The sequence below is a fragment of the Vibrio sp. 10N.222.52.C3 genome (assembly GCF_041474195.1).
GTDB lineage: Bacteria > Pseudomonadota > Gammaproteobacteria > Enterobacterales > Vibrionaceae > Vibrio > Vibrio crassostreae_C.
On record NZ_JBFRTQ010000087.1, the window covers coordinates 21199 to 38271 of the forward strand.

The following is a 17073-nucleotide window of genomic DNA, read 5'->3' on the forward strand; positions in this document are numbered from 1 at the left end:
ACTGACTAAGTGACAGAGAACGCATGTATTCTAAAGAGTCGTATGATGACTCTTGCCTAACTTCTTATCCCTTATAATCGCTATCTCATTAAGTAGGACGTGACTGTGGTAAAACCAAACATAATAAAAACCAGTGAAAACCCACTTCAGACCATCGAAGTTGAAGTGTTTGATGAATATGGCGAAAAGCTAACGAAACAAATTGCGTGCGAGCGCCCTCTTACCGTTATGTTGAACTGGAAAGAGATCGTAACTCTAATGACATTGGGTTCACGCCCGGAAGCATTAGTCTTGGGTTATTTGAAAAACCAAAGCTTCCTTTCTGATCCAGAAGCCGTTGAATCAATCATCATCGACTGGGAAACCAGCTCAGCAGCGGTTATCACCAAAGAAGATACGAGCCAACTTGAGCAAGCGCTTAAGAAGAAGACAGTTACCTCTGGCTGTGGCCAAGGTACCATGTATGGCAACGTGATGAAGCAATTGGAAGATTACCAAGTGCCTCAAACCAAGATTAAGCAATCTGAAATCTATACGGCTCTAGAAGCGCTGACTCATTATAACGACACCTACAAGAAAGCGGGTGCGGTTCATGGCTGTGCTGTTTGCAAAGACGACAAGGTTCTATCGTTTGTTGAAGATGTTGGCCGACACAATGCCGTTGATACATTGGCTGGTGAGATGTGGCTTAACAAAGAGACAGGTGAAGATAAGATCTTCTACACCACAGGCCGTTTAACGTCTGAGATGGTGATTAAGGTTGCGCAGATGGGAATCCCTGTTCTACTGTCACGCTCTGGCGTTACACAAATGGGCTTAGATTTAGCGCAGAAGTTCGGCATCACTACGATTGCTCGCGCTAAAGGTTTACGCTTCCAAGTGTTCACGGGTGCAGACAAGATTGACTTTGATGTGAAAGGTGAATAATCAGCAGTCGGAAAAAAGCGTAGGTTTGATTGGTGATTCACTAACCGCTTCTAATTGTAAAGTTCTGATGTAAATAGTTAGTGACCCATCAAGGATAAATACATAGAAACTTAGCTAGATACAAAAACGCCGTCATGCTTTTTAGTATGACGGCGTTTTTAATTTTCAATTTATAGCTTAATTTCCAACGCATAGAGTTGAAAACTAAGGCTAACTTAAAGCTTAGCCGCGTGCTTTCAAGAACTCAGCGTAAGTACCGCGGAAATCGTTGATCTTGCCATCTTTGATTTCAAGGATACGAGTTGCAAGCGAGTCTACGAATACACGGTCGTGAGATACGAAGAACAATGTGCCTTTGTAGTTCTCAAGAGCCAAGTTAAGCGCTTCGATAGATTCCATATCCATGTGGTTTGTTGGCTCATCCATTAGCAGGATGTTTGGTTTATGCATCATGATCTTACCAAGAAGCATACGACCTTGCTCACCACCAGAGATAACCTTTACAGATTTCTTAATGTCGTCTTGACCAAATAGCATACGACCTAGGAAGCCACGAACAACTTGCTCGTCTTCGCCTTCTTGGCGCCATTGGCTCATCCAATCAAACAGGTTCATGTCTGTCTCGAAATCGTGTGCGTGATCTTGAGCGTAGTAACCGATGTTTGAGTTTTCAGACCACTTGTACTCACCAGTGCGAGGCTCAAGAGCGCCCGCTAGTGTGTTAAGTAGTGTTGTTTTACCCACACCGTTCTCACCGATGATAGCAACACGCTCACCTACTTCGAAAATACCGTCGAACTTGTTGTATAGGTCTTCTTCAAAACCTTGAGATAGGTTTTCAACCACAAGTGCGTTACGGAATAGCTCTTTAGACTGTTCGAAACGGATGAATGGGTTTTGACGGCTAGACGCTTTAACTTCGTCTAGTTGGATCTTATCGATCTGCTTAGCACGTGACGTTGCTTGCTTCGCTTTAGATGCGTTAGCAGAGAAACGAGATACGAACGTTTGAAGTTCAGCAATTTGTGCTTTCTTCTTAGCGTTGTCAGACAGTAGACGCTCACGAGCTTGAGTCGCAGCCGTCATGTACTCATCGTAGTTACCTGGGAATAGACGAAGTTCGCCGTAATCAAGGTCAGCCATGTGTGTACAAACAGAGTTTAGGAAGTGACGGTCGTGCGAAATGATGATCATTGTGCAGTTACGTTGGTTTAGCGTATCTTCCAACCACTTGATGGTGTCCATGTCCAGGTTGTTCGTTGGTTCGTCAAGAAGCATGATATGCGGGTCTGCAAACAGTACTTGAGACAATAGAACACGAAGTTTCCAACCCGGTGCTACTTCGCTCATCAGACCGAAGTGCATTGATTCTTCAATACCTACCGCTAGAAGAAGCTCACCAGCTTTAGCTTCTGCCATGTAGCCGTCCATTTCAGCGAACTGAACTTCAAGGTCAGCCACTTTCATGCCGTCTTCTTCGCTCATTTCTGGCAAAGAGTAAATGCGGTCACGCTCTTGCTTAATAGCCCAAAGCTCTTTGTGACCCATGATAACCGTGTCGATTACCGTGAATTCTTCGTAAGCAAATTGGTCTTGGTTTAGCTTAGCAACGCGCTCGTTTGGATCGTAGCTTACGTTACCAGCACTTGGCTCTAGTTCACCAGATAGGATCTTCATGAACGTCGATTTACCACAGCCATTCGCGCCGATTAAACCGTAGCGGTTGCCTTCGCCGAACTTAACTGAAATATTTTCGAAAAGTGGCTTAGCGCCGAATTGTTGGGTGATATTTGCTGTGGAGATCAATGCCATTACCTTTTTAATGTGAAAAACGCCGCAACGTTACTTGTTCAGGGCTTTAACTGCAAGTATTGATTGCAATTACTGGCCATTAAGTGAGTGATAACCTAGCCAAATCATAGTTTGAACTGACTCACATTTTTGGTTTTCTATTTATCGCCGTAAAACCGTCGATTTTAAGGAAAAACAAAATATCGAACAGCGCACCATAATGGGCGGTATATAACGTCCCAAATCATGCCAACCATTGAATATATCGTATGCTGATTGGTCACAGTAAAAGCCAACCCGATCAACGCAACAGAAGACATAATAAAGATGCTCAAATACTAGCCTAATCCCTGACAATTTCATGACAAAATCGCTCGAAACAGGAATAAAGTACTCGCCCCGACACGGGGTTGGATTTCACAAAGTCAGATTATCTAACTATAGTAATCCTAACCTCATAATTCTAAGAGACTTTTATGCGTTCACTATCGCGCTTCTTAATCCTCACTTTGGCCATTCTCTCTTGGCCTAGTCATGCCAACTTGGAATATGACTTACAATCTCAGCCGCAGGTATCCGATTCTGCTGTTGATCTCGATGATCGAATTGATTCGTTACCCGACCCCCTCTTTATGGAACCGTCGGACAGACGCCAAGTCAATATATTGCTCGCTGAAGTGCTACAAGTTCAAAAGCAGGAAATCAAAACCTTCGAGCAACAGATAAAAGCCTACAGAGCGAACAACGACGCCGATCAATGGTTTGCCGTTCAAACCAGTTACGTCACTTTGAATAGCTTGAATGTGAGCAAGCAACACCTGTTAGAGCAGACGAATTCCGCTAATAAAGAGCGCCTAACGGGTTTTGGCCCCTACGGTGTAACTCAATTTAAGCAAGAGTGGGAATTAACCAAGCTCAACATTGAGTATCTTGTTTACTTCCAAATTCGTAGCTTTAAAGCGCTCGTTAAAGACATCTTTATTTCGCCAGTGCCTGTGATTGGTGCATCGTTAAAAGTGTTGTTTATCTATTTTGGTTTAGCGTGGTGGCTTGCCAATAGCACTCGTTTGATTGAGTTGTTCAGAATTAATTTTCTTGAAGCGAAAACGAACCCTCCATTTTTAGTACGTGTGATCTGGTACATCAGCCGCGCTGATCGTGCGATTGCTTGGTTAATTGCGATTACGCTTTCTCTAAGAGTGCTCTCCAGCATCCCTAGCCTGCAACACCTGATTTTCCTTGAGATCTTCACTTGGTGGATTCTAGGTGGTTCGATTGCTATCAGCTTTATTTTGGAATTTGCGTATCGTTTGGGCCGCACATCCAATCAAGAAGTGATTGCGCTGCGCCTATCGACCATTCGCCGTTATGTTTGGAGCTTCATTGTTGCGGGTGTGACTTTGCAAATATCGAGTATCACGCTAGGCAAAGGCACTATCTATAGCTGGATCTACAGCGCCCTATTTTTCTGGTTTGTACTGGTTACCATTTCAGTGCTTAGATTATGGCGTGCGAAAGTCTTCGATACGCTGCAACACATCTCTGATCGTCCGGTATGGGTGAACTGGGCAGTAAACCGCAAGGATACCTTCTTACTTAATATATTGGCGACGGCCATTGGCATCGTATGGTTGAGTGTTTACAACTTCCAACACCGCATCATGGCCTTACTGTCTAATTACACACTGTTTAGCCAAGCTTTGGCGTACCTGTTTAGAATTGAAGTGGCTAAGCAGTCTGACCTTGACAAGAATCAGCAAAACTTGGTTCGAATCAAAGGCGATCAAACCTATGAATACATTCTTCCGGGTAATATCGACAGCACGCTGATTGATTACGCCGGTGATGAGGTTAAGCAACTGTCTCGCTACTTGATGTCAGACAGCCCTGCTATCTGTATTGTTTCAGGTGAACGTGGTGTGGGCGCAACAACGCTGCTTTATACACTGCTGCACAAAGTCTCTAATGCTGAACCTGTCTACGTAAGTTGCCCTTACGCTGGTTATCAAGAGCTGTTAGCGCATCTAGCGGTGAGCATCGGCTTGGAAGAAAAAGCGACTGAGATTCAGATCTTGGCTCACCTTCGTAAAAGCAAGACCACGTACTTGATTGCGATCGATAATGCACAACGTCTAGTTAAGCCAATGGTTGGCGGCTTGTCTGATCTGATACGTTTAACCAATCTACTGCGTCGTTCTAAAAAGAACCACCGTGTCGTGATATCGATCGCCAAATCAAGCTGGCGGTTTGTCGATCGAGCGCGTGGCGAACGTTTGCTGTTTGACTTGGTGTGTTTCCTTCCGCGTTGGACAGAGAAACAAGTCGGTGAGCTTCTAAATAGCCGTATTAATACGGAGCTTGAGAAGCCGTTATCGTTTGATGGTTTGGTGGTGCCTAAACAGTGGGACCAAGATGACATGAGCGAGGAAGATCGCGCACGCCAAGGCTTCTACCGAATCTTGTGGCATTACTCTGATGGTAACCCTACCGTTGCGTTGCGCTTCTTCCGACTCTCATTGAATCGAAACAAAGATACCGATCAAGCCGTGGTGCGCTTGTTCCATGTTCCAGAAGCACAAGAACTAGAAAACATGCCAAAACCTATGCTGGCTGTGCTTCGTTCAATCGTGCAGTTGGAAATCGCGTCTCCGGAAGTCTTGTCTGATTGTACGCAGCTAAGCACGGCTGAGATAACCGGCATTCTGCGTTACTTTGAAAGCCGTGGTTATATTGGTTGGCATGAAGAAAAGGCTCGAATTTCCGAGCACTGGTTCCGCCACATTACTAACGTTCTCGACCGTCAACATCTACTGGTGAAGTAAAATGAAGAAGTTATTTATCCTACTATTTGTTGGCTTGGCAAGTGCTGTCAGTTTCCCGATCTTTGCGACGGAAGAGTTAGCCAATGTAGAAAACATCTCAAAGATAGCGAGTCTAGTGCGATGGAGCGGCGTGTTCTTCTCCATGATCGTTATTGCTGCGATGTGGTTACTGCTTAAGTTTATCAACTCGATGGTGACCAGTTTTGGTAGCCAATTCGTGCAATACCGAATGCTGCTACAGAAACTGCAGTCGTTTACTCAGTTCTTTATCTATGTGAGCACAGGTCTTATCGTGTTCATGATGAGCTTTAGAATCAACGACCAAATACTGGCTTTGATTGGTGGTACCCTCGCCGTGTCAGTCGGCTTTGCGCTTAAAGATTTGGCAGCTTCATTCATCGCGGGCATCACGGTAATGATTGATAGGCCCTTTCAAGTTGGTGACCGCGTCACGTTCGAAGGCAACTACGGTGATATCATTACCATTGGTTTGCGTTCAGTGCGAATGAGAACCCTGAACGATGACATCATTACCATTCCGAACAACAAGTTCTTAAATGAAGTGACCACCAGTGGTAACTACGGTGCGTTGGACATGCAGGTGGTGATTCCGTTTTACGTTGGTATGGATGAAGACATCACCCTAGCCCGCGATCTGATTCAAGAAGCGGCGTCTTCAAGTCGTTATATCCACTTGCCGAAACCTGTAACGGTTTTGGTTAAACAGACGATTACCGATAACTACCTAGCAATACAGCTAACTTGTAAGGCTTACGTTGTGGATACTGCGTATGAGAAGCTGTTTGAAACCGACATTACTTTGCGTGTGATGAAAGAGTTTAAGAAGCACAACATCAACCCACCGAAAATTTCAGTAGCGGCGCATTAGGCTTGATGCTTTAGACGTTTGTTGCTTATAGCAAATGGCTAGCCATAAATAAAAACACCTCCGAACTTATCGCAAGTGCGGAGGTGTTTTTTATGAGCTTTTTATCTTTAAGCTAATAGTCCTATTGATGCTAAACCTTAAAGTATTTCAATTGCTCAGTAAGGTGTTCTGTAGTGTTCGCCATTTTCTGACTGTCTTCTGCGAGCGATTGTGAGGCTTGGAGTACCTCATTTGCAGCGAGTTGAGATTTGGTTTGCGATAGATTAGTAGTGCGGAATTTTCGTGCTTGGGCTAAAACGTTCGTGTAATAGCCCAAGCGCGTTAGAAATATTATCAGATGATAATATCAGTGAATGAGTTCTTAGAACTTATAGGTTTGATACAAGCAATTGAGGTGTCGCTTTCTGTTGAAGATAGATACTAAAGCAACTTCCCTTACCTACCTCAGATTCAACTCGGATCTCGCCGCCAGTTTGGCTCAAGATACTCTGAGATACTGACAACCCTAAGCCCGTGCCATCTCGTTTGGTGGTATAGAAAGGCGAAAAGATGCGTTTCAGTTGTTCTTCCTTAATACCGCAGCCTTCATCTTGAACATGAACGATAGCGCCATGAGACACACCATTTTCAACCCAGTCTTCACTCGAAATGGTTAACGTGCCCTGACCGTCCATTGCATGAATCGCGTTCATTTGTAGGTTAACCAGAATCTGTAGCAATTGGTTTCGATTGACCTCGACTGAGGTTTTAGCGTTCAGCTGCGATACGTACACAATGCCTTTCTTCTTCGCACCTGTTTTTACGAGCGTAATACTTTCATCCACTATTGGGTTGATATGTTGCCACGTAATTTCGTCTTGTACGCCGCCGTGACGGCTGTATTGAAGCAGGCTTCGTGTGATATTTCGAATTCGGTCAATCTGCTCCATGATCGCGTGGACTTCCTCATCTACACGGCTCACTTCATCGCCCAGTTCAAACTTCATCAGTTCAACGTTGCCAAGAATCACGGCGGTTGGGTTATTGATCTCATGAGCAATACCTGCCGTTAATTCACCTAACGCGGCCAGTTTTTCATTGACCACCAGCTTATCTCTGGCTTGATTGAGAAGCTTGATGTGCAGTTCAAGTTCTTCAGTTTTCTCTTTCAAACTCGCGGTACGAGAATGCACTTTGCACTCTAGTTCAGACGCCGCTTGTTGAATCTCTTGATTGCGCTCGTGCAGTAGATCCAACATCTTGTCGAATTGTTTAGCGAGCAGTGTCAGTTCGTGTTGATCATCCAAACCTAGCGTACCAATTCGCTTGTCTTGCCCCATCTGGACTAGCTTGACGACCTTATGAATGCGTTCGATTGGGTTGAAAAGATCACGTGCGCCACGGTGAACGATCAAACCGGATGCCAACAGAAGCAACACAATGGTAATGCTAATTTCGCCAAGGTTGGTTAAGTACGTTTCTATCAGCGGCCAAATCAAATAACCGGTGTAAAGCATACCAATCACATTATTAAACTGGTCATGGATTGGTTGGTAAGCTGTGATGTACCAAGCATCGTAAACATACGCTCGATCTAGCCACTCTTTACCTTCATTCAAGACTTTCGAGTGAACCTCGTGAGAAACACGTGTACCAATGGCGCGCCCTACACTGTCTTCACTGCTCAAAGGCACGTTGGTGCTAACACGAAGATCATCAAGGAAAACCGTGACCGTTCCTATATGACGATTAAAACCTTCTCGTTGTGGATAGATAAGGTTACTGATTTGGTCAACAAGTTGAGTACTGTTATTCAGTAAGATCCCACCATCCAGAAAACCAATCACATGATCATGTTCATCTTTGATGGATACAACGGTTCGGCTTACCAATCCGCGAGTCTCGACCTCTTGCCCGTTGAGCATCGGAACTTCCGCTTTTTTAGCGAGGTCACGATCGAGATAATTGAGTTCATTACGGCTTAAGACACTGAAAAATGAAGGCTTGTGAGTTAAGTTTAGATATTCGAGTTTCTTTTCCATGCTCTCGACACTGCGCCAGCGCAGAAAATCGAGCTCATAGCGAGATTTGTTCTCAGACACCCAGCGAGTTAGCTCTTCGTGTGAAAGATGACTCGCGAGTTTGGTTCGAAAGTTATAAGACTCGGCAAACGCACGAACGTTGTATGCTTGCTGATTTTGGATCAGGTGAATACTGTTATCGGCAACATCCAAGCGTTCATCAACATCAATCAGAGCGCCCTGCCACGTGTAATGTATTGACCAATACAGTGTGATAGCCACAAGCGCGCACAAGGTCAGAATGATCGGAGCTGATGTTAGGAATAATAATCGGTAGCGAACCATGGTTTTGAATCGGAACGCCCACTTTGACCACCAACGACGTCTAATCGGCATATTCAGAGCCTTCTGTGTTCCAATCTTTGTACTTACGCTCTAGCGTTTTACGTGCGACGCCAAGATCTCTTGCAGCTGCCGATTTATTGCCATCATGAAAACTAACCAGCTGTTCTATATGAGATTTTTCTACTTCTTTGAGTGTCCAAGTGTTTGGATAACCCTCGGCAGCGTCTGCATTATTCAAGTTTGGCATTTCCGCACCATGTGACACCGTCACTGAAATACTAGCGGGAACAGGATCACCATTAATCTCGCGCCAATAGTGTGCTGGTGGCTTGTCTAAAAGAATGCATCGTTCGACTAAGTTTTTAAGTTCACGAATATTTCCCGGCCATTCGTATTCGTTCAACGCCAAGATATCTTCATGTGCCCAATTTGGAACTGGCATGCCAAGCTCGCTCGATAAAAGACGAGTAAAGTATGGAACAAGTTCAATCAGGTCTGACGGGCGCTCTCTCAATGGCACCACATCAATCTTAAGTACATTGAGTCGGTAGAACAGATCGCGGCGGAAGTGCCCTTTATCGACCTCTTCTTGAAGATTTCGGTTGGTCGCCGCCACCACTCGTACGTCAACGGAAATTTCCTTCTCGCTACCGACTGGACGAATGGTTCTTTGCTCTAACACGCGTAACAATGCAGCTTGCATTGGCAGTGGCATTTCACCAATTTCATCAAGGAACAAGGTGCCACCACTTGCGACTCGGAAAAGACCTTCACGGTTTTTCTTCGCACCAGTAAATGCGCCTGATGTATGTCCAAACAGTTCACTTTCTAGAAGTTCTGGAGCAATCGCACCACAGTTGATTGGCACAAATGGACCTGTGCGTTTACTGGCTTCATGTACACCACGAGCAACCAGCTCTTTGCCGGTACCCGACTCACCTTCTATCAAGACGGACGCTCGAGACGGTGCAAATTGACTGATCAGCAATTTAAGTTGTTTGGTCTTGTCTGAATTGCCAATCAGTTCAGTCTTGATATGACGACTCACATCACGCTTCAACGCGTACTGCATTCTTTGGTCGAGTCGCTTATCCATACAACGCAGAACCGCTTGTATCATCTGTTCGAGGTTGAACGGCTTAAGAATAAAATCTGAAGCACCAAGCTTAAGCGCGGATATGGTCATCTCTAGATCGGCATAACCCGTCATGAAAATCACATCGGCGCGTTTGTCGTTGTCGTTAAACGCCTCTTCCCACTCAATGCCAGAGCGGCCTGGTAGGTTGATATCAAGGACAATCAGATCAAAATGTTCGCTCGAACGCAGCGTTTCAGCCTCTTCAACCGATCCTGCGCTCGACACCTTGCCAAAGAACTTACCCAGTGCTTTCTTTAAGATAGCCTGCATACCCAATTCATCATCGACCACCAAGACGGAAAACGCCTGATACTGAGTCAATGTGTTCGGGTTGAGATTGGATGCAGATGAACTAGGTAAAGACATAATGATTAGCCGGTGAGAAAAGTTGGGACAGAGTGTACCAATTAACCTTTTCTCCAACAGGGACAATGTGCGACATTTTGTCCTAGCTCATGTTTTGATTCATTTTAACGGGGTAAAAGACTCAGTTTTGTCCGAAATAACAGCAATTTAAAGAAATCTGATGCATTATTTGTTGGCATTAAGATTGCTATAAGGTGTAGATTTCTAATTACAACAATTAGCGTCTTATGCACATGCCCTCTTTGAGCCCTTTAAAACTGAAGGCATGTCATTCATTTATAACAGAATGGACATAATAATAATGAAAGCAATTCCCCTAACTATTGCAGCTCTATCTATCGTCAGTTACACGGCTAGCAGCGCGGAAGACACCACTCATATTAAGTTGGCGACAACCACAAGTACTTATCACTCTGGTCTACTGGACTACTTATTGCCTGAGTTCGAAAAAGATTCTGGTATCAAGGTTGATGTTCTAGCTGCGGGTACCGGTAAATCACTTCGCATGGGCGAAAATGGTGATGTTGATTTGGTAATGACTCACGCACCAAAAGCTGAAGCGAATTTCGTAGAAAAAGGCTACGGCGTTTTACCTCGTAAGCTGATGTACAACGACTTTGTGATTGTGGGCCCTCAAAGTGACCCAGCAAAAATTGAATCTCAAAAAGCTGTAGCTGATGTATTCAAAGCAATCGCAACCAACAACGCGACGTTTGTGTCTCGTGGTGACGATTCAGGCACGCACAAGAAAGAGATGGGCATTTGGGCACAGACCAAAATGGAACCAAACTTTGGTGGCTACCGCAGTGTTGGTCAAGGCATGGGCCCTACTCTGAACATGGCGTCTGAAATGCAAGGCTACACCATGACAGACCGTGGCACATGGTTGGCTTACCAAAACAAACTGGATCTTAAAATCCTTTTCCAAGGTGACAAGAACCTATTCAACCCTTACCAAGTAATCCTTGTTAACCCAGAGCGCTACCCAAGCATTAACTACCAAGCAGCGAAAGTATTCAGTGATTGGTTGGTGAACCCTAAAGGTCAGAAACTGATTAACGACTTTAAACTGCATGGCAAACAGCTGTTTGTAGCGAGCGCAGAGTAGTTTTTCGTCAGCGTAGATTCGTTTATAACAAGCTGAGAATGGTTTGTTGTAAGTACTAATTCCAATTAGCACTACGCTTAACTAACCAGTTAACTGAAGCATTTAAAGAAACAATAGCTGGCCAATATAGGCTCAATAATATTGTGTCAGCTATGATTAACATCAGTCATTACCGATAAAGACCTATTATCGATTCACACGAGATACTTCATGACCCTATGGCAAACAACGATTGATGCAATGAACCTACTAGTGAGTTTTGACCACGAATTGTGGAAAATCGTCGCGGTATCTTTCAGCGTATCTTTGTCCGCCATCTCATTAGTGATTATTCCTGCAATCATCATGGCTTTCTTATTGGCTTATACCGAGTTCCCCGGGAAGTGGGCATTATTATCGGTGATCAACACCCTGCAAGCTATCCCAACCGTGGTTATCGGTTTGTTGATGTACATGATGCTCTCTCGCTCTGGCCCGTTAGGTGATTGGGAATTACTGTTCACCCAAAAGGCGATGATTCTAGGTCAGATGCTGATCTGTTTCCCAATCCTAGTCGCGATGATGCACGGCGCTCTGCAGGCCAGTGACCGCCGAGCGGTTGAAACGGCGCGCACGCTTGGCGTATCAACGACTCGTGTGGCGTGTACGTTAATTTGGGAAACGCGCTTCCCTCTTTTAGCTGCAACTATCGCTGCCTTCTCTCGTATCGTCACTGAGGTTGGTTGTTCAATGATGGTCGGTGGCAACATTATGGGGATGACAAGAAACATCCCAACAGCTATCGCTATGGAAAGCCACAAAGGCGCATTCGCTCAAGGCGTCGCCCTCGGTATGGTGTTATTAGCATTGGCATTAGCCCTTAACTTTTTCCTTTCCAGTGTGAGAGGAAAAGGCTATTTAAGAACTTAGGAACGCTGTCATGAGTATAAAAATAACAACGCAGCAAATTTCAATGCGCTACAAAGAGCGTGTTTTGTTCCATATTCCCGAATTGTCGATCGGCCCCAACGATGCCATTTATCTCAAAGGAGATAATGGTGTGGGTAAAACGACCCTACTTAAAATATTGTCTGGATTGATTCAGCCCAGCTCTGGCCGCATTCAGTCTCCGACACAAAGCTGGCAGCAGATCTTATTCCCTAGGCTCAAGTTCAAAGACATTATCTACCTGCATCAAACCCCCTATCTTTTTGATGGCTCGGTGTACCAAAATGTCGCTTATGGCATTCGCTTTAACAAAGAGAGCCAAAAAGATAAGCGAGCTCAAATAATTAATGCATTGAGAATGGTAGGTTTAGAAACCCTGGCAGATGAGCATATTTCTGTGTTGTCTGGCGGTGAGCGTCAACGCGTAGCAATGGCTCGAGCTTGGATTCTTAAGCCTTCAATCTTGCTTATGGATGAACCAAGTGCTTCTTTAGACAAAGAATCTATTGAAAGATTGGTGATTATGGCCGAAGATCTTCTTCAGAGAGGCGCGAGTTTAGTCATCACCAGTCACCAAACTAACGCGTTAACCGATTTATGTAAGAAGCAGTGGTGGATCAAAGACAATACTTTGACCGAATCCCCGCTTCTGCAAGTTATTCAGAAAGATAAAGCACAAGAGAATATTTATGTTGCTTCCAACGCAAACTAGTTGGGTTATTTTGGCTGGCGGACAGGCCAGCCGCATGGGCGGAAAAGATAAAGGACTTGTTGAGCTCAACGGTTCTCCGCTTATTCAATACGTTATAAACAAGCTGTCACAGCAAGATGTCAGCATCACTATCAATGCCAACCGTAACTTAGACAGTTACCAAGCATTTGCTCCGGTTGTTTCCGATTCCTTCCCTGACTATCCAGGTCCATTGGGCGGCATTCATGCTGGCCTTAAAAACGCGAGTACAGACTGGGTCGGCTTTGTCCCTTGCGACAGCCCACAAATCAGTGACGACCTTGTTGAGCGTTTTTGTTCTGCAGTTAAAGAAGACAGCGACATTCTTGTCGCGCATGATGGCGAATTTAAGCAACCTGTATTCACCCTATTCCACAAACGTGTTCTACCAAAGTTAGAAGCGTTTTTGGAACGTGGTGATCGTAAAATCATCTTGCTATACAAAGAGTGTGTTACCGAATACGTTGATTTCAGCGATTCTCCTAACTGCTTTGTTAATCTCAACACGCCAGAAGAACTCACCCAATTCGGAACGCTTCAATAATGAAAGATTCTAAACAACGCCCTAACCTTCCTTTATTGGGCTTTGCTGCTTATAGCGGTACAGGCAAAACGACCGTACTTGAAGCCCTGCTTCCTCTGTTGACTGATGCGGGTTTAAAAGTTGGCGTGTTAAAACATGCTCACCACGATTTTGATGTCGATAAGCCGGGTAAAGACAGTTACCGCTTACGTAAAGCGGGCGCGAACCAAATGTTGATTGCTTCTCGTAATCGTCACGTGATGATGACAGAAACACCAGAAGCCGAAGCAGATTTTTATTACCTGCTGACTCGATTTGATACCAACACGCTTGATCTGATTTTGGTTGAAGGCTGTAAGAACATCGCCTTCCCTAAAATTGAACTGCACCGAGATGAAGTGGGCAAACCTTGGTTATATCCAAACGATAACAACATTATTGCTATCGCGGCAGACAGCCAAGTTGAATCAGAGCTGCCACAAATGGCGATCAGCGACTTAGAAGCGATTCGTGATTTCATCATCGATTACGCGCAGTCCTTTGACCTTGTCTCTACAACAGGCAGAGCCGTGTCATGCTCACCTTCAAAAGACGCAGCGCCAGCTGTTTGTTGTGATTCGTTCTCTCCTGCAGGTTTAACCGTTACTCAAGGCCAACAAAAGATTGTTGATAGCATTGACGCACTCGATCTCACAGAGAGTGTTGAATTACTGCAAGGCTACGGCCGCGTGCTGGCTGAAGATGTGATTTCGCCAATCAACGTTCCTCAGAATACCAACTCTGCAATGGACGGTTATGCAATTCGTAGTGAAGATCTAGAATTGGACAGTTACAACATCGTTGCTGAAGTCATGGCGGGTCACAGCTACGAGCAAATCGTGCAACAAGGTGAAGCCGTTAAAATCATGACCGGCGCACCAATGCCAGAAGGCGTTGATGTTGTCGTGATGCGTGAACAAGCCGTCCAAGATGGCGATAAAGTTAGCTTCCCTGATGCTAAAATCTCGGTTGGACAAAATGTCCGTATGGCAGGTGAAGATTTAGAAATCGGCCAACCTGTCTTTACACGTGGCACACGCATTGAAGCGCCAGAAATGGGCATGATGGCGTCGTTAGGTTTTGGTACCTGCCCTGTTCTGCGTAAAGTGAAAGTGGGTGTGTTCTCTACGGGTGATGAAGTTCAAGCGCCGGGTCACGAGCAAAAACCAAACTCTATCTATGACTCAAATCGTTTTACTATTATCGGCATGCTTCAAAAGCTCGGCTGTGACATCGTCGATTACGGCATCATTGAAGATGATGAGCAGAAGATGATGGATGTGCTGCATTCTGCGTCGCTTGAAACCGATATGGTTTTGACTTCTGGTGGTGTGTCTGTTGGTGATGCGGATTACATCAAGCTTGCGTTAGATAAACTGGGTGAAATCAACTTCTGGCGTATCAACATGCGTCCAGGTCGCCCATTGGCTTACGGTAAGATTGAGAACAAGCCGTTCTTTGGTTTACCGGGTAACCCTGTTGCTGTGATGGTGTCGTTCATTAACTTTGTTGAGCCTGCGATCCGCAAGCTTCAAGGTCAAACGAACTGGACACCAGTAAAAGCAAATGCTGTAGCAACTGAACAACTGCGCTCACGCCAAGACCGTACTGAATTTAGCCGTGGTGTGTTCTCGATGAATGAATCTGGCGTGCTTGAAGTGAAAACAACGGGCAAGCAAGGTTCAGGTATTCTGCGTTCAATGAGTGAAGCGAACTGCTTAATCGAAATCCCTCCAGCAGTTGATACTGTGAAAGTTGGCGAGACAGTGACGATCATTCCTCTGCAAGGTCGCGTTTGATTCAAAACAAACACCTAAATTGACTTAGCAGCTTTTTAATTAACTTAGCTGCTTTTTAAATGATTTGGAAGATCTTCGCCAAAACATAAACGAAGCCCCTATATAGATTTTTCAATGTTAAGGGGCTTTTGTTTTTTTCGTTCGTGAAAAAACAACCTGTTCGTTTCCTAAAAGACAAATAGCTTAAATTACGCTAAACGTTTAGAACGATAATCTTAAGATTTCTTACCATTACCTTGAGCCACGTACGCTTTTTATGTAGAGTGCGCGCAAAGTAATAATTCTATTGGAGAGCACCATGGCTCGTACCATTCTGTACACTTACAAAGACGAAGACAAAGAGTTACTGTTTTCAAAACAAGAACACCGCACGATCCAAGAAGCTGTCGCTGCAGCTGAAGGTATCGACATCACTGAGTATCTAAAAACTGAGCAACAGCTTGAGTTGATTTCTGATACTAAAGCGGTTCGCAACTACCAAGACAACTACTTCCGCAAGCTTGGCTTTACTAAGCTTACGTTGAAGCAAAAAGACAATCTTGGTGTTGGTAAAAAGAAGAAGTAAGCCCTCTTGGCTCTTTTCTTGATATGTCGTTTCTAGCTTTTCGTTTGTAGTTAACAGCTAACAGCTAACCGCTAAAGAAACGAAAGCACCGAACAATAAAAAATGCCGCAACCTCTTTCGAGATTGCGGCATTTTTATTTGTACTTTTTAACTATCTAACCTTAGCTAGCTTAACTTAAGTCACGATTACTTAATGTTAAGGAATGCAGCACCACGAACGCCGCCTGAATCACCATGCTTCGCTTTGATGATCTTTGGACATTTCGCTACAGACAGTAGGTATTTAGGGATACGCTTTGGCATCTCTTCGTAGATAAGTTCGAAGTTTGAAAGACCGCCACCCAATGCAACTACGTGTGGATCAAGACCGGTAAACAGGTTCGCGAAACAGATAGCCAATAGCTCCATGAAACGATCAACGTGCTCAGCCGCTTTTGCTTCACCTTCGTTGTACGCTTGAATGATCTCGATCGCTTTCTTCTTCTCACCGAAGTAGTGCTCGTAAATCAATTCAAAGCCACGACCTGATAGGTAGCTGTCTAGACAACCTTTCTTGCCACAACCACAGCCTAGTAACGGTGCGTTGTCGCCAAGGTGGAACCAAGCATCAATAGGAAGACGCATATGGCCCAGTTCACCAGCAACGTGGTTACGACCAGAGAACACTTTTCCTTCGTAAACTAAACCGCCACCAAAACCAGTACCTAGAATTAGGCCTGCTACTGATGGTTCGTCTTTAAGCTCGTCATCCCACGCTTCTGAAAGCGCAAAACAGTTCGCATCATTTTCAATTTTCACACTACGACCAATAAGCGCTTCTAGGTCTTTACGTAGTGGTTTCCCCGTTGAAGCTGGCACGTTAACAACCAGCATTGTGCCGTCGTCAGCATCTTCCATACCAGGAAGACCAAGACCAATTTTACCTTCGCAAGAAAATTCGTTGTCGTACTTCTTTACCAAACCGGCAATCGTATCAAGTAGCAGTTGATAATCTTCAGTAGGCGTTGGTACGCGTTCTGTTGCTACTCGCTCAAGTTTTTCATTGAACGCACCAAATTCAATTTTTGTGCCGCCAACATCGAAGCCGTAATACATGAAATCTCT

At 44.7% G+C, this 17073-nt stretch carries 13 protein-coding genes; 9 read left to right on the forward strand and 4 right to left on the reverse strand.

The genetic code is table 11. The features are described from left to right. Positions 1 to 105: 105 nt before the first annotated feature. Positions 106 to 927: a formate dehydrogenase accessory sulfurtransferase FdhD gene (locus AB4517_RS14250; RefSeq protein WP_017068189.1), complete on the forward strand. Its 822-nt coding sequence runs from the start codon at positions 106 to 108 to the stop codon at positions 925 to 927. Between the two features lie 222 nt (positions 928 to 1149). Here the strand turns inward: AB4517_RS14250 and AB4517_RS14255 are convergent, their stop codons facing one another. Then, positions 1150 to 2733 carry an ABC-F family ATPase gene (locus tag AB4517_RS14255; RefSeq protein ID WP_009846736.1) on the reverse strand — a complete coding sequence of 528 codons (1584 nt, stop codon included), beginning with the start codon at positions 2731 to 2733 and terminating at the stop codon, positions 1150 to 1152. A gap of 461 nt (positions 2734 to 3194) precedes the next feature. Between AB4517_RS14255 and AB4517_RS14260 the strand changes: the two genes are divergently transcribed. Together AB4517_RS14260 and AB4517_RS14265 are read left to right on the forward strand one after the other, a co-directional pair. Beyond that, complete coding sequence (locus tag AB4517_RS14260; protein ID WP_017068188.1) at positions 3195 to 5540, forward strand: ATP-binding protein; 2346 nt, start codon at positions 3195 to 3197, stop codon at positions 5538 to 5540. A 1-nt stretch (position 5541) separates the two neighbouring features. Further along, the gene (locus AB4517_RS14265) at positions 5542 to 6429 is read left to right on the forward strand and encodes a mechanosensitive ion channel family protein (protein ID WP_017059614.1); all 888 of its coding nucleotides are present in this window, start codon (positions 5542 to 5544) and stop codon (positions 6427 to 6429) included. A gap of 368 nt (positions 6430 to 6797) precedes the next feature. Here AB4517_RS14265 and AB4517_RS14270 read toward each other — a convergent pair whose 3' ends face one another. Together AB4517_RS14270 and AB4517_RS14275 are read right to left on the reverse strand one after the other, a co-directional pair. Continuing rightward, positions 6798 to 8825 carry a cache domain-containing protein gene (locus AB4517_RS14270; protein ID WP_372148509.1) on the reverse strand — a complete coding sequence of 676 codons (2028 nt, stop codon included), beginning with the start codon at positions 8823 to 8825 and terminating at the stop codon, positions 6798 to 6800. Next, positions 8815 to 10278, reverse strand: a complete 1464-nt coding sequence (locus AB4517_RS14275) for a sigma-54 dependent transcriptional regulator (protein WP_029235435.1) — start codon at positions 10276 to 10278, stop codon at positions 8815 to 8817. Before AB4517_RS14275 ends, AB4517_RS14270 begins: the two co-directional genes overlap by 11 nt. A gap of 301 nt (positions 10279 to 10579) precedes the next feature. On the opposite strand from AB4517_RS14275, the gene AB4517_RS14280 reads away from it, so the two are divergent. The 6 genes from AB4517_RS14280 (at position 10580) to AB4517_RS14305 (ending at position 15969) form a co-directional block, all read left to right on the forward strand. Next, a complete protein-coding gene (locus tag AB4517_RS14280; protein WP_017068185.1) occupies positions 10580 to 11386 on the forward strand; it encodes a substrate-binding domain-containing protein in 807 nt (268 codons plus the stop codon). Between the two features lie 210 nt (positions 11387 to 11596). Continuing rightward, positions 11597 to 12295 (forward strand): ABC transporter permease, encoded by a 699-nt coding sequence (locus tag AB4517_RS14285; RefSeq protein WP_017059610.1) that lies wholly within the window; start codon positions 11597 to 11599, stop codon positions 12293 to 12295. Between the two features lie 10 nt (positions 12296 to 12305). Continuing rightward, positions 12306 to 13025 carry an energy-coupling factor ABC transporter ATP-binding protein gene (locus AB4517_RS14290; RefSeq protein ID WP_017059609.1) on the forward strand — a complete coding sequence of 240 codons (720 nt, stop codon included), beginning with the start codon at positions 12306 to 12308 and terminating at the stop codon, positions 13023 to 13025. Next, a complete protein-coding gene (mobA, locus tag AB4517_RS14295; RefSeq protein ID WP_004733776.1) occupies positions 13003 to 13587 on the forward strand; it encodes a molybdenum cofactor guanylyltransferase MobA in 585 nt (194 codons plus the stop codon). Before AB4517_RS14290 ends, mobA begins: the two co-directional genes overlap by 23 nt. Then, complete coding sequence (locus AB4517_RS14300) at positions 13587 to 15404, forward strand: bifunctional molybdopterin-guanine dinucleotide biosynthesis adaptor protein MobB/molybdopterin molybdotransferase MoeA (RefSeq protein ID WP_372148510.1); 1818 nt, start codon at positions 13587 to 13589, stop codon at positions 15402 to 15404. The genes mobA and AB4517_RS14300 overlap by 1 nt, the downstream gene beginning before the upstream one ends. A gap of 298 nt (positions 15405 to 15702) precedes the next feature. After that, positions 15703 to 15969: a DUF2960 domain-containing protein gene (locus AB4517_RS14305; RefSeq protein ID WP_076651615.1), complete on the forward strand. Its 267-nt coding sequence runs from the start codon at positions 15703 to 15705 to the stop codon at positions 15967 to 15969. 186 nt (positions 15970 to 16155) lie between these two features. Here AB4517_RS14305 and nagK read toward each other — a convergent pair whose 3' ends face one another. Next, positions 16156 to 17064: an N-acetylglucosamine kinase gene (nagK, locus tag AB4517_RS14310; protein ID WP_050621335.1), complete on the reverse strand. Its 909-nt coding sequence runs from the start codon at positions 17062 to 17064 to the stop codon at positions 16156 to 16158. Positions 17065 to 17073 lie beyond the last annotated feature (9 nt).